Source organism: Limnobacter alexandrii, assembly GCF_005871185.1.
Taxonomy (GTDB): domain Bacteria; phylum Pseudomonadota; class Gammaproteobacteria; order Burkholderiales; family Burkholderiaceae_B; genus Limnobacter; species Limnobacter alexandrii.
Map to the genome: position 1 here is coordinate 1,141,931 of NZ_SWKN01000006.1, position 13,621 is coordinate 1,155,551.

13 protein-coding genes are annotated in these 13,621 nt (G+C 54.5%); 4 read left to right on the top strand and 9 right to left on the bottom strand.

From position 1 onward, the window contains the following. The first annotated feature begins 4 nt into the window (after positions 1 to 4). The 3 genes from FCS97_RS05680 (at position 5) to FCS97_RS05690 (ending at position 1,880) form a co-directional block, all read left to right on the top strand. Positions 5 to 991 carry an ABC transporter ATP-binding protein gene (locus FCS97_RS05680; protein WP_138517355.1) on the top strand — a complete coding sequence of 329 codons (987 nt, stop codon included), beginning with the start codon at positions 5 to 7 and terminating at the stop codon, positions 989 to 991. Next, the gene (gene cynS / locus FCS97_RS05685) at positions 988 to 1,431 is read left to right on the top strand and encodes a cyanase (protein ID WP_138517357.1); all 444 of its coding nucleotides are present in this window, start codon (positions 988 to 990) and stop codon (positions 1,429 to 1,431) included. Before FCS97_RS05680 ends, cynS begins: the two co-directional genes overlap by 4 nt. 80 nt (positions 1,432 to 1,511) lie before the next feature. Continuing rightward, the gene (locus FCS97_RS05690) at positions 1,512 to 1,880 is read left to right on the top strand and encodes an FKBP-type peptidyl-prolyl cis-trans isomerase (protein ID WP_008250135.1); all 369 of its coding nucleotides are present in this window, start codon (positions 1,512 to 1,514) and stop codon (positions 1,878 to 1,880) included. Positions 1,881 to 2,492: 612 nt separating this feature from the next. Here the strand turns inward: FCS97_RS05690 and FCS97_RS05695 are convergent. The 3 genes from FCS97_RS05695 to senB are packed head-to-tail and all read right to left on the bottom strand — an operon-like array spanning position 2,493 to position 6,521. Beyond that, on the bottom strand, positions 2,493 to 3,182 hold the full coding sequence (locus FCS97_RS05695) for a TVP38/TMEM64 family protein (protein WP_138517360.1): 690 nt from the start codon (positions 3,180 to 3,182) through the stop codon (positions 2,493 to 2,495). 11 nt (positions 3,183 to 3,193) lie between these two features. Further along, complete coding sequence (selD, locus tag FCS97_RS05700) at positions 3,194 to 5,482, bottom strand: selenide, water dikinase SelD (RefSeq protein WP_138517362.1); 2,289 nt, start codon at positions 5,480 to 5,482, stop codon at positions 3,194 to 3,196. Beyond that, on the bottom strand, positions 5,469 to 6,521 hold the full coding sequence (gene senB / locus FCS97_RS05705) for a selenoneine biosynthesis selenosugar synthase SenB (protein WP_246065871.1): 1,053 nt from the start codon (positions 6,519 to 6,521) through the stop codon (positions 5,469 to 5,471). The genes selD and senB overlap by 14 nt, the downstream gene beginning before the upstream one ends. Positions 6,522 to 6,639: 118 nt before the next feature. Between senB and FCS97_RS05710 the strand changes: the two genes are divergently transcribed. Continuing rightward, entirely contained in the window at positions 6,640 to 7,833 is a 1,194-nt protein-coding gene (locus FCS97_RS05710) for a methyltransferase (protein WP_138517366.1), read from the top strand. A 636-nt stretch (positions 7,834 to 8,469) separates the two neighbouring features. Here FCS97_RS05710 and egtD read toward each other — a convergent pair. From egtD to FCS97_RS05740, 6 genes are all read right to left on the bottom strand, one after another. Then, complete coding sequence (gene egtD / locus FCS97_RS05715) at positions 8,470 to 9,441, bottom strand: L-histidine N(alpha)-methyltransferase (RefSeq protein ID WP_138517369.1); 972 nt, start codon at positions 9,439 to 9,441, stop codon at positions 8,470 to 8,472. Between the two features lie 25 nt (positions 9,442 to 9,466). Further along, on the bottom strand, positions 9,467 to 10,285 hold the full coding sequence (gene phnE / locus FCS97_RS05720) for a phosphonate ABC transporter, permease protein PhnE (RefSeq protein WP_138517371.1): 819 nt from the start codon (positions 10,283 to 10,285) through the stop codon (positions 9,467 to 9,469). Further along, a complete protein-coding gene (locus tag FCS97_RS05725) occupies positions 10,282 to 11,130 on the bottom strand; it encodes a PhnE/PtxC family ABC transporter permease (RefSeq protein ID WP_138517373.1) in 849 nt (282 codons plus the stop codon). Before FCS97_RS05725 ends, phnE begins: the two co-directional genes overlap by 4 nt. Then, positions 11,127 to 11,969: a phosphonate ABC transporter ATP-binding protein gene (locus FCS97_RS05730; RefSeq protein ID WP_171035184.1), complete on the bottom strand. Its 843-nt coding sequence runs from the start codon at positions 11,967 to 11,969 to the stop codon at positions 11,127 to 11,129. Before FCS97_RS05730 ends, FCS97_RS05725 begins: the two co-directional genes overlap by 4 nt. Before the next feature lie 59 nt (positions 11,970 to 12,028). Next, positions 12,029 to 12,904 carry a putative selenate ABC transporter substrate-binding protein gene (locus FCS97_RS05735; RefSeq protein ID WP_138517376.1) on the bottom strand — a complete coding sequence of 292 codons (876 nt, stop codon included), beginning with the start codon at positions 12,902 to 12,904 and terminating at the stop codon, positions 12,029 to 12,031. Between the two features lie 121 nt (positions 12,905 to 13,025). Further along, complete coding sequence (locus tag FCS97_RS05740; RefSeq protein ID WP_246065873.1) at positions 13,026 to 13,619, bottom strand: YHS domain-containing (seleno)protein; 594 nt, start codon at positions 13,617 to 13,619, stop codon at positions 13,026 to 13,028. Between the last annotated feature and the right edge of the window lie 2 nt (positions 13,620 to 13,621).

Genomic DNA, 13,621 nt, shown 5'->3' on the forward strand with positions numbered 1-13,621 from the left:
AACAATGACAAAGACTGAACACAAGATATTCAGCAAAGACTTGGTGCCTTCTGAGAAAGCGGCTGCCTTTTTGCAAGTGGAAGGCTTGGTGAAAAGCTACGCCCCTTCCGATGCCTCCGTTCCACCCGTGTTTGAGGCGGTGAACTTCGACATTCAGAAAGGCGAGTTTGTTTGCATCATCGGCCATTCGGGCTGCGGCAAAAGCACCATTCTGAACATTCTGGCCGGCCTGGATGAAGCCACTCAGGGCTACGTGATTATGAACGGCAAGGAAGTGGTTGGCCCATCACTGGATCGCGGTGTGGTGTTCCAAAGTCATGCATTGATGCCTTGGATGACTGCACTGAAAAACGTAGAGTTCGGCGTACGTTCACGTTGGCCTGAGAAGTCACCTGAGGAAATCAGCGAACATGCCATGAAGTATCTGGACATGGTGGGTTTGGGCAAGGCCGCCAACAAAAAACCGCATGAACTTTCAGGCGGTATGAAGCAGCGTGTGGGCATTGCCCGCGCCTTCGCTATTCAGCCGCAAATGCTGTTGCTGGACGAGCCCTTCGGTGCGCTCGACGCACTGACCCGCGGCACCATTCAAGACGAGTTGTTGCAAATCGTGAAGGCCACGGGGCAAACCGTGTTCATGATTACGCACGATGTGGATGAGGCTATTTTGCTGGCCGACAAAGTGATGCTGATGAGCCATGGTCCGCGCGCCCGCATTGCTGAAATTGTTGAAAACACCATGCCGCGCGAGCGTACCCGCAGCACCGTGCATCACGACCCGCAGTACTACGCCATACGCAATCACCTGGTTGATTTTCTGGTGAACCGTGCTGCGCCTGCAACAAACACAGAGCCCGACGGCAACAAGTTGACTGCTGAACTACACAAACAACCCACGGTGGTTCGCCCTGGCTTAAAGGCCTTGAGCAACACGAAAATTAGCACCGAGACAACACCCCCACTAAATTTGATTCAAAGGAGTGCACCATGAAAAGAACTGACGTCACCGAAATGATTGTATTGGCCAAGCGCAAGAAAAAATGCACTTGGGACGACTGCGCCAAAGTATTGGGCCAGTCCAAAGAGTGGAGCACTGCTGCACTGCTGGGGCAAATGACCTTGACCGAGGAACAGGCCAAGAAGATTGGCGAGTACCTGGCCTTGCCACCTGAAGCGGTAGATTGCCTGCAAGTGGTGCCTTACAAGGGATCACTGCCCACCGCTGTGCCCACCGATCCGCTGATCTATCGTTTTTATGAATTGATCAGCGTGTACGGCACCACCTTCAAGGAGCTGATTCATGAAGAGTTCGGTGACGGCATCATGAGCGCCATCGATTTCAAAATGGACTTGCAGCGTGAGCCACACCCCATGGGCGACCGGGTCAGCATCAATATGAGCGGCAAATTCCTGCCTTACAAAACCTATTGATTTCAAGGCTGAATTTTCAGCTGACTGAATGCCCCGGGTTAGAATAGACGCTTGTTTTAATTCTTACCTGGGGTAATGCCGTGACTGACTCAACCAACAACGCCGCCGCTGGCGACGAACTTGTACTGCCTTCTGGCGTGAAGCTGACTTTCAAAAAGCGCGGCACCGGCACGCAAAAGCCAACACCCAATTCAATTGTGGAAGTGCACTATGAAGGTACATTTCTGGATGGTCGGGTGTTCGACAGTTCGATCAAGCGCAATGAGAAAATCTCCTTTCCGTTGAACCGCGTGATTCCTGCCTGGACACAGGCTTTGTGCGAAATGGTGGTTGGCGATCGGGCAATCGTGTTCTGCCCGTCTGACACTGCATATGGCGCGCGTGGTGCAGGTCCGATTCCGGGCAACACCGACTTGGTGTTTGATGTTGAGTTGTTCGACATCCGATAAGGTTTTCTGCCCACTCGACGTGGGTTACTTGTGCCGCATGTCACTAGTGACTCTTGATCTGAACTTGAAGGGTCACCGCTGCCCGAAAACTTGGCATCTCGTCTTGTCTGCTTGAGTCTGCACTAAGCCAAGCCCTCCAAAAGTAACGGTCGGGTCTTGGCTTTCGCGCCATGGCGCGATCGTTAGTCTCTGCGCCCCAAGCCGGCAAGTTTTCTGACTGGTCATCGTGCGACCACTTGCAAGTTCAGCTCCTGAGTCACCGGCACCAGCGTCTCTCCACCACCGCGCAACTCACCGCTGGGTTCAACGCCCAATCGGCGGCGGTGTTTCGATCGCTTCGCCTTCAAGAAAACCTGCCCGTTTGAATTCACCCGCCACGGTCGGCCAAAGGCCGGCACCGAGACTCGGCCCGCCTTTTTGCCGAGCGAGGTGAGTCAGGGTGAATGTCAAAAAGGGAAAACCAGGTTTTCAGGCGAGAGATCGGAACCCAAGCCGATCGGGGCAGTTAACGAACCGTCGAGAAAGCGGAACCCAAGCCGATCGGGCAGTTAACGAACAGTCGAGAAAGCGGAACCCAAGCCGATCGGGGCAGTTAACGCGCGGTCGAGAAAGCTAAGCCGCCTTTCGCAGTTGAAACTGCCGCGTTCCCCAAGAAATGAGAAACGGCACCAAAGCCAGCGCTGCCAGAGAAACAAGCACTTCCAGTGAAATCAATTCTTCCAGCCGGTTTACTTTGGATAACTCATTGCCCGCATTCACATACAGCATGGTGCCTGGCAGCATGCCCAGAAAACTGGTCCACAGGAATGTCCACGGCTTTACACGCGTCAAGCCAGCCAGCAAATTGAATGCAACAAATGGAATGATGGGGGCCAGGCGCAGGCTCAGCAAATAGGCCACTTCGTTTTTCTCAATGCCCTTGTTGATGTCGTTTAGCTTGTTTGAAAAACGGTTTTCAACCGATGACCGAAAGAAGTGCCGGGCAAACAACATGGTGAGCAAGGCACCCAAAGCCGAGGCTGCTGTGGACACCACCATGCACAAGCCAAACCCCATGCAACCACCACCCACCAGCATCAGTACCCCTGCGCCCGGTAGGCACAAGGCGGTGATCAATACAAACACGCCAAAGTAAATCAAGGTGACCAGCGTTGGGTTGTCCATAAAATGCATGGCCAATTCGCGCTGTGCCGCCAGCATGTCTTGCAGCGACACATCTGCACTCAACCACACCAGCATCAGCACGGCTGCAACCAGCAGCAGTGTGGTTTTCCTCCAGTGTTGTTGAACAGCTTGTGGCATGCGGCGCTTCCTTAGCCTTTCAATACAATCGGTTCAATGGCCTCGCCTTGCGGCAATATGCGGCCAATGATGGCAGTGTGTTCGTAGCCCAGCTTCTTTAATGCAGCAACACAGGCTTCGGCTTGGTCGCCAGGCACTGTCGCCAACAAACCCCCCGCGGTTTGTGGATCGAAAATCAGTGGGTAGCGCGGATCGTTCACATAATCAGCCTGATTTCGAATGGCGCGACGCAAGCGAACATTGGCTGGTTGAAGCGAACTCACAATGCCAGCGCTGACCATTTCAAGGGCGCCATCCAGCAAGGGCAGGGCACTTAAATCTAGTTCAGCATCTACCTCGGAAGGGCGCGTCATTTCAACCAAGTGGCCCAATAGCCCAAAACCAGTCAAGTCGGTACAGGCTTTCGATCCATATTCACGCAGGCACTGAGCCCCAATGCGGTTGCTCTTTACCATCGATTCCAGTGCCGCATCAATCCAGCGACCTTTGGTTTTCAGCTGTGGCAGCGCAGCGAACAGTGTTCCGGTGCCAATTGGCTTGGTCAGCAAAATGGCATCGCCGGGGCGCATGCCACCCTTGATCATCACACCATCCATGTTTTCATCCACCAGGCCGTTGATGGCAAAACCCAGTGCCAGCTCGCGGCCTTCGCCAGTGTGCCCACCCACCAAGGCGCAACCAGCGTCGTTTAAAACCTCCACTGCACCACTCATCATCTGGAACAGCAATTCTTCAACTTTCGATTCAAGCCCCGGTGGCACGGTGACCACGGCGGTGGCCGATTGCGCTTCACCGCCCATGGCGAACACATCGCCCAGTGCGTGGTTGGCGGCCACTTTGCCAAAAATATAAGGGTCGTCCACAAAGGCCCGGAAAAAATCAACGGTGTGCACCATGGCTTTGCCCGGTGGCACTTTCACAATGGCGGCATCGTCGGGCGCGTGCAGGCCAACCAATACATCTTCGCGATCCACTGGCTTTAGGTTACCCAGTGCGCGAGATAAAACAGTGGAGCCCACCTTGGCACCGCAACCGCCACAGCGCATAGCGATGGCTGAAATTGCTTGAAGGCTTTCTTCCTGAGTCAGCGCCAAATTCGGTGTGCTGTTGCCGCCAGTTGGCTTTGTGTTGGGGTCCATGTCAGGAAAGTCACTGAATTTCGCCATGAAGCGGCGGTCAATCCAGTCTTTCCATTGCCACACCCAGGCACCTGCAAAGCCCAGCGACCCTTTGGACGCCACCGCATATTTGTCGCCTGTGCTGATCAAGGCCAGCCATGTTTTTTGGGGGCGGTATTCAAGCAGGTCGGCGCCTTGCACAAACAGGTGCAGGTTCTTGGTCAGTGGTTTGCCCATGCGCACAGCGAATACACCAGCTTTTTCAAGCGGTGTGCTGGTCAGGTTTGCAATGTCGCCAGCGGCAAAAATTTTTGGATCTCGCGAGGTTTGCAGCGTAGGGCCCACATTGATGAAGCCACGGGAATCCAGTTCAAGGTCGGTGTTCTTCAGCCATGCTGCGCCGCCCGCTTGGGTTACCCACATAATTTCGTCGGCATGCAGGCGTTCACCACCCTTGGTTTGCAGGGTGTGGCCGTCCAGTTGCACCACCTCGGCATCGCGGTGCAATACCACGCCACGTTCATTCAAGACCTTCTCGAAGCGCTTCCGCACACCAGCGTTGTGGGTGGGCAGTACATCGGCATCGGCCGTGAACAGGTGAAATTCCAGTTCGTCGGGGTTGCGGCCCATGGCACTTAATTCATTGCGCAGGCGGAACTGCATGGCCAAGGCCAGTTCAACACCGCCAGCACCGCCACCCACCACGGCAATGGTGGTTTTGCCGGCATGGGTTTTGACACGTTCCAGCAAATTGACCCAGCGCTGATTGAAACGTGCAATCGGCTTCACAGGCACTGCATTTTCCAGGGCACCCGGCACCAGCTGTACTTGTGGTGTACTGCCAATGTTGATCGACAGGGCATCGTAAGCCACCGGTGGGCGGTTCTTGCAAATCACTTTTTGATTGGCGCGGTCAATGCCCACCACTTCGTCTTTGAACAGGCGCGCACCTGCAAACGCGCAAAGGCGGCCCAAGTCGATGTGCACATCGTCGTAGCTGTAGTGGCCCGCAATATAGCCGGGCAGCATGCCGGAGTAGGGTGTGTGAATGTCGGTACAAATCAGGGTAAGCCGAACACCGGGCCATGGCTTCATGCCAAACATGCGCAGCACACCCACATGGCTGTGGCCTCCGCCTACCAGCACGATGTCGCGAAGAATGGGTTGATCAGATGTTTGCATGGTGTACTTTTGCTTTTGTGTTGTTTTGAACTGCTCTTTGTACGAGTCGAATTAACTGGTTTTGTTCGTTTTCAGGGGCAAATAATTTGGCGCGCTCTGCACATTGGCTTTTCAGCTTGGTGTATAAACTGGATTTACCCGGGGGCAGTGGTTTCGGATTCACAATGTCTTCGAGCAGTTGGGTAAGCATGTTTGCAAGTGCATGTGAATTGCCCAAGGGGAAATAACCCGGGTAACCTGAACCCAACATGCCGGTGTTGCCGTCTATGTAGCTGGCCACCACTGGGGTGCCGCTGCACACGGCCTCCATGACTACATGCGCCCCACCTTCCATTTTGCTGGCATGTACCAGCACATGGGCGCGTTGAATGCGTGTGCGGGTGGCCCCATGGGGCTGATTGCCCAGCCAGCGGTAGTTGGGGCAGGCCTGCATGGTTTCTTCTGCGGCTTGGGCCAGCTCAAGGTCGAGCGGGCCACCAATGTGATCAATGTAAATATCAGGGTAGCCACGCAACAGCACTGCAGCTTCCATCAGGGTTTGAGGCATTTTTTCGTCTCGCAAATGGCCCACCATGACCACCTTCAAACGGCGCTTGGGCTTGCTCAGGGTTTTGCGGGACGTGGTGGACTGAAAAATGACCGATGTTTTTTTTTGCAGGCTTTCACTGAGTTTTTCAGTGCCCTTTTCTTGCAGTACGATCAAATGCCGCGCCAGCTGCAGCGACTTTTGCGCGGTTTCATCGGTTTCAATGTCGCGGTACAGGTCGGTCCCGGTCAGGGCCAGCACCAAGCCCGGGCTGCCTTGTTCATTCACGCCACGGCTTTGTGCCCAAGCGGCAATTGAATCAGCAGATCGCCTCGCATGCAGCGCAATCATCGCAACATCCTGTTCAGTAGCAGCTGTGTTTTCCCAATGCTTCACAATGCGCACATTGAAATGTTCAGACAAGAACAATTGCCAGCGGCGGGCGGTTTGCCAGTTGCCGTTGTTGGAATCGGCAAGGGCAGGGCTAACAATGACGATAGACGGTTTAATCAAGACAACAACCACTTAATTGGATGGGGGGATGAATTGAGGTGCAAACCACTCGAGGTGATACACTGCGACCCTGAAGAAGTTTACACGAACCAACACGCCATTCACCGCGAGAACCCGCATGCAATCAGCCCAAGAAACCCCTGCAATCCAATGGATCAAAGGTGATGAAACCTTCAGTGCGCGCTGGCAGTCGGAGCGCAATTTGGCGGTACCTGCCAAGGTGATCGTGGCTGACGACACCCTGACCGCCGACATGGCTTACCGCCTGGCTTGCGAGGGCAATGTGTTTTTGTGGCAAAGCGACTTTCAAAATGCTCGCCAGTTGATGCAGGCCTTGGTGCGCCGTGTGGACAAAAATGCCGAGCACAAGAAAAGCAAAGCAGCCAAAGCGAACAAGGCTGATGTTGAATATCCCCAGAAATTTCACCTCTACCGTCAGACCCAGGCCCAGCGTGCGCGAATTCTTGGTTCTATCCTGATTCCCCTCAATGCCGACTACAGCATTCCCTTGCGCCGCGCACCCGATGTGCTGGCGGCCTGCACGGAAGCGTGGGGCGAGCCGCAAGCTGAAGGCCCAATGATTGTGACTTCACTGCGCGAAATGATGGGCGTGGTGGGTGCGCATGAGTGGCGCAAAAAGGGCGTGGACGTTCCCGCCCTTGGTGATCCGCCCAATAACCGCATTCATCCGTATTACGGCGTTTTCTCGCCAGTGCGGGGCGAGTATATTGATTTGGTGCTGAAAGCGCCTTTGCCCAAAGCCTGTGAAGTGAATGGCTCGGCAGTGGATGTGGGTACGGGCACTGGAGTGTTGGCTGCAGTGCTCGCCCAGCGTTGGTTAAGTAACATTGTGGCCACCGACAACGACCCACGCGCACTGGAATGCGCGCAATTCAATATTGAGAATTTGGGCATGGGCAAGCAGGTGAAAGTGGTGCAAGCCGACCTGTTTCCTGACAGCAAAGCCGACTTGATTGTGTGCAACCCGCCTTGGTTGCCTGGCAAACCCACCTCACCGATTGAACGCGCCATTTACGACGAAAACAGCGGCATGCTGAAAGCGTTTCTGGCTGGTTTGGCTGCGCATTTGAATGCAGGCGGTGAGGGCTGGTTGATTTTGTCTGACTTGGCAGAGCACCTGAAGCTGCGCACGCGGGAAGAGTTGCTGGGCTGGATTGAGCTGGCAGGTTTGAAAGTATTGGGCCGGCTGGATGCCAAGCCCAAGCACGGAAAAGCCTTTGATGCGAATGATGCGCTGTTCGATGCAAGGTCGAAGGAAGTGACCAGTTTGTGGCGATTGGCGGCTGCGTGAGCCGACGTGTGCTTTGTCGCTTAATCAGCGCACGTTGTATCGCTTAATCGACGGGTACGCTATCACTTAATCGTCGCGCATCCCAATGCGTTCGCCTGAAAACCTGTAAATCCCTTTTTGAAATTCACACTGACTCACCAAGCTTGGCAAAAAAGATGGCCAAGCCTTGGTGTCAGCCTACGGCTGAACGTGGCGTGTGAATTCAAACGGGCAGGTTTTCTTGAAGGCGAAACGATTGGGACATCGCTGCCGATTGCGCGATAGGACGGTGACGGATTAACCGGACAGGTGTGTAACAAGAACACCCAACACCCGTTGATTCGGCGGGTGGTGTTAGGTGACCCGCGGCTCCCCGCGCTTTCGCCAACTCGGCAGTGGGTTTGCCTGTTTCGCACATTCAAGAAAACCGCCCCGGTTTGGATTTATTCGTAGCGTTTGGCTTTAAGCCAACACCGAGGCTCGGCCATGTTTTTTGCCGAGCTCGGTGAGCAAGAATTAATTCAAAAAGGGATTAAGCGGTTTTCTGTGCGAAATCGGGCAACCCCGTCGAGGTGGCGAACGAAGCTGGCGACTCAAAATCGTCAACCCCGCCGAGTTAGCGAATGAAACAGGCAACCCCGCCGGATTGGTTGCCGCTCAGGCCGCCGCCCAAAACACCGCAAACTTCTGTTCCGGATCGGTATACGCCTTGCAAGCACCGAAGCCAGCCCGCTTTAGCAAATCTTCAAACCCGGTCAGTGTCCATTTGTAAGAGTTTTCAGTGTGAATGCGTTCGCCTTCCACAAAGGCACGCTCTCCGCCTTCCCACTGAACCACCACATCCCGTAGCGCTTCAAGGTGCATTTCAATCCGGTTCAGTTCGGCGTTGTACAGGCCAATGTGTTTCCAGTCTTCCAGTTTGAAATTGGTGCCTGCCAGCGTGTTGAAGTGCAGCAGCATATTGCGGTTAAATGCGGCTGTTACGCCCAAGGCGTCGTCGTAAGCCGCTTCAAGTACAGCCTTGCTTTTTACCAGGTCAACACCAATCAACAAGCCACCACCCGTGGCTGTGCCGCACACGGCATGCACCTGTTTCAAAAACAGCAGCGCCTCTTCAGGCGTGAAGTTACCAATGCTGGAGCCCGGGTAAAACATCACCCTGGGCTGCGCGGGTTTGAGCGCCAAACCAGCGGGCAAGTTGAGTTCACTGGAAAAGTCCAGGCCGACACCCGCCATTTCCAGCTCGGGGAATTGCCGCTGTAGGCATTCCAGCGAACCTTTCAAAAAGTCCACGGAAATATCCACAGCCACATAGCGTGCAGGATGAAACACATTGAAAAGTTTGGCTGCCTTTTCACAATTGCCCGCACCCAGGTCAATGAACACAGCGCCTTTGGGAACCTGGCGCGCCATGTCATGGCCGTGGCTGTCGAAAATCAGTGCTTCTGTGCGGGTGGGGTAGTACTCGGGTATGCAGGTAATTGCTTCAAACAGTTTGGAGCCCAGTTCGTCATACAGGTATTTGGGTGAGGTGTGCGCTTTGCTTGCACGCAGGCCACTGAGCAACTCTTCCCGAATGTGTTCGGCTTGTGCTTGGTAGATTTGTATGAATTGTGGTGTTGGGTTCATGGCTTCAATCGGTTGTGCTGGGGCATCATTGGGTCATCTTGCGGCGCAGGTGGTAACTCATGCTGTCGACAATCGCGACCAGCAGCAGCATCGCTGCCAGTATGGTTGCAGTTTTGCCCATCTGGAACAAGCCCATGTGAAACGAGAGCAATTGACCCAGGCCACCTGCACCGACCACGCCCAGAATTGCGGCGGCACGAATGTTGTTTTCCCAGCGGTAAAGGGCGTAACTCATCAGTTGTGGAATAACCTGCGGCAGGGTAGTGAAGTAAAAAACACGCAGACTGCCAACACCTTGCGTACGAAGGGCATCGGCTGGTTCGGGTGATGCATTTTCAATGGATTCCGCAAATAACCTGCCCAGTACACCGGTGGTGTGAAAGGCCAGTGCCAATGTTCCAGCGAAAGGCCCAAGGCCGGCGGAAATCAGCAGCAGTGCCGCCCACACCAATTCAGGGATGGAGCGAAGTGCATTCAGCACCCAGCGGGTGGGGGTACGCATCAAGCCTTTGTCATTGCTGTGCAACTTGCTGGCCGGGATAGCCAAAGCCAATCCGGCCACCGCCGCCAGGGCTGTTCCCATCAATGACATGGCCAGCGTTTCAACAGTGCCCCAGCCTACTTTGGTCAGAAATTCAGGGTCTGTTTCCATGGGAAAAAATTCGGCGACGAAACGCCCCATGGACTGGAAAGCTTCGAGCGATAAAAAATCACCCCACTTCAAGCCCAAGGTCCAGAAGCTTGCCACAATCAAAGTCAGCATGCCCAGCAGCAAGGCGGCGGTTCCGCCTTTCATCACGGCGGGTGCTTTGGTGGGGCAGGTGTTGTTTCGCACGGCGCTCATAGCAGCCTCTTGCGGAAAAATGCACTGACTGTGTCAGCCAGGGCCACCAGCAAGATGAACACAATCAGCATGGTGGACACTTCACCGCCATTGAACATTTTCATGGAGTTGTCCAGTTCCTGACCCAAGCCACCCGCACCCACGAAACCCAGCACCACGGAGGATCGAATGGCACACTCCCAGCGGTACACCGTGTAGGAGGTCAGCTCCATCACGTTTTGAGGCAACAAACCGTAAAAAAAGGCTTGCAGGCGCCCGCTGCCATTGCGCAGCAAGGTTTCTGTTGCAGTGCTTTCACCACTTTCTAGAATTTCACCGTATACCTTGCCCAGCATGCCGCCGTAGGTCAGGGCAATGGCCAACACGCCTGCCGTAGGCCCCAGCCCCACCACGCGGACAAACACAAGCGCCCAGACCAGTTCGGGAATGCTTCGCAGAAAAATTAGCACCCAGCGAATGGTTTGCCGCACCAGGAATGGCAATGCGTTCATGCGCCCTGAAATGGCGGAAATTGAAAGCACACGTGTGGACAAAATGGTCAGGGGAAATGCAATGATCAGTGCCATTACCATGCCAGCCGTGGCAATTGCGACGGTGGTCCAGGTGGCGTCAACGATTCTCCAAAGCAGGTCGGGCTCTAGAACTGGCGGGAAAAAGCTGCCGATGAATTCAGCACTGATTCGCCTATTTTCGGCCTCAAACAGCACGCCAGGGCGAAATTCCGTGGCCACAGCCAGGGGCCAAATCAAAACAAGAGCGAAAACAATCCAAAACAGGCGCTGGTGCCAGGCCGGGTCACGCAACGGGACGTCAAAGCGGGGGTTGTGTACGGGCAGGCTGCTCATCTGCAATTGTTAACCACGACTGTGGGTGTAACGCGCTCGAATTGCTTTTCGATCAATTCGCGGTCTTGTTGGCCCAAAAGTTCGTGCTCGTATTGGGAGTACAGAGACTTCAGCATGGCGGGGGTCACCTGCTCTGTGGGCAGGTCAAATTCGATGCGCCCGTGGCGCAGGCCCACAATGCGCTTGAAGAACGCAAGCGCCATGTCAACCTGGTGCAAAGTGCACACCAGGGTAATTCCTTTTTCCGCCGCGGATTCGGTCAGTGCAGACATCGCAAGCCGGGCCCGGGTGGGGTCTAGTGCAGACAAGGGTTCATCTACCAGCCACAATTGGGCAGGCGATACGAACAGGCGTGCCAAACCCACGCGCTGTCGCTCTCCGCCCGACAAGCGGTCTACACGCTCAAAAATTTTCTCAGGCAAATCGAGTTTGCTCAGCGCACTGTGTGCTGCCGGAATATCGACTGGATAAAACAGCGATTTGATGCTTTGAACAAGACCCATGGCGGGAAGTCTGCCCGCAAGCACGGAGGTAATAACACGTTGTCTCGGGGGAAGCGGGGGCACTTGTGGGGCCACGATCAGTTTGCCCCGAAGCTTCTGAAGCTTGCGCTTGCTGAGCTGCCAGGGCTGTTGCCCCTGCAGTTGAATTGATCCTTCAAGCGGTTTGAGCGAGCAGGAAAGCACCTGAAGCAGGGTTGTTTTTCCTGCGCCAGAAGGCCCAATCAGCGCAACCTGTTCGCCGCTGCCGATTTGAAAACTCATTTCCTTGATCGCCGGGGTACTTCCAGTTGGCGCCGAGGGGTGGCAGGCACTCAAGTCCTGAATATCAAGTTTCACTGCGTTGCCTTCCCCATCCTACTGCGGAGGCCCTGCATGGGCCCCCTTCCTTCACGTGATTATAACAAGCCTGCACTTTTCGCTGCAGCCTCAAGGCCTTTGTAGTTCTCGGGCTTGGTGTCGATGTAGCGCGTAGCACGGTTTAACTTCAGGATTTCAGCATGTTCTGGCACAGCGGGGTCCAGGTCAAACAGGGCTTTCTGGATTTTGTTGCGCAAATCGGCTGGCATGTCTTGATGCACGGTCCAGTTGTAGTTGTAGTAAGGCGGTGTGGTGTAAAACACATTCACTGCATTGGTGTCGACCTTGTTGGCGTCCACAAATTTTTTCCAAACGGTGATGTCCAGTGCAGCTGCATCCACTTTGCCGCTCACTACTGAAGCGATTGTGGCGTCGTGCGCGCCTGAATAGGCAACACGCTTGAACGCCTTTTCAGGCTCCAGGCCGGCTTCCAGCAGGAAGTTTCGGGGCATCAAGTGGCCAGAGGTGCTGCTTTGAGAACCAAATGACACCTGCTTGCCTTTCATGTCCTGCAGGGTTTTGATACCAGAATCTGTCTTTGCAATGAACACAGATTGAAACTTGGTGTCTTCGACCCGCTGGGCAATCGGAATAACTTTGCCACCAGAACGACGCGATGCCTGAATGTGCGTGAACCCGCCCAGCCAAACCAAGTCAACCTTTTTGTTGGCCAGCGCCTCAACGGCTGCGGGGTAGTCGCTCACCGGCGTGAACTCTACTTTCATGCCGATTGTTTTGGACAGGTAATTGGCCAGGGGCTCGAACTTGCGAATTTGCTCGGTGGCGGCTTCTTCGGGAATTGTGCTGACCTTCAAGACCTGTTCAGCATGCGCAGACACTGAAAAGCCAGCAGCCAGCGCGATGGCTGCCACAGAGAAGAGACGACGTGAAATAGAGAGTGCTGAACTTTTCATGAGTACCTCGTTGTATAGAACGATTGGAAATAACCCGAAAATTGATAATCGCACAAACAATTCAGCTTTTAACCGTGAAATGTTTGTACGACTGTTTTTTTAACTTTTAATTGCTTGGCATTCAGCTGCCCAGCTTTCCGGCGGCTTGAACTTCAGCAGCCTGTTCTTCACCGCTCTTGTAGTGAGGCACGCGAACCACCAGTCGTTTTGCACGCTGAATGAAGCTGTTGTTGCCTTTCACTTCTTGTTCCCAGTATTCGTCGGCCAATGCGATGTTCTTGTCCATTTCCAACTCGAAGGCGGCTTGCGATACCGTGCCGCCAAAAATATAGGTTTTGCCATTCACCACGCGGAAGTCGCTTGCGTTACCGCCCCAAGGAATGCCAAACATGATGCCGTTGGCGCAGTAACCGCCATATTGGGGAATGTATTGGGTAGGTTCAGCGTCGAAAAGCGCCTTGTGCTCAGCGCTTGAGAAGTGGAAGTCCACTTCCTGATAAGTGCTTTTGAATTCCGGAGTGCCTTGTACATAGGCATTTTGAGTGATGTAGGCCACCACGTCCGCGCCAAACAGCATCAGTCGGTCGGCTCCTTCCATTTCCGCAGCATTCACGGGCGTCAGTTCACTCGCGGGGTTTTGGGCTGTCATGGCGCCGCAGCCGCTCAGGCCGAGCACCAGGCTGGCTGCCATCAATAGCTTGTGGGTGCGTGTCATTG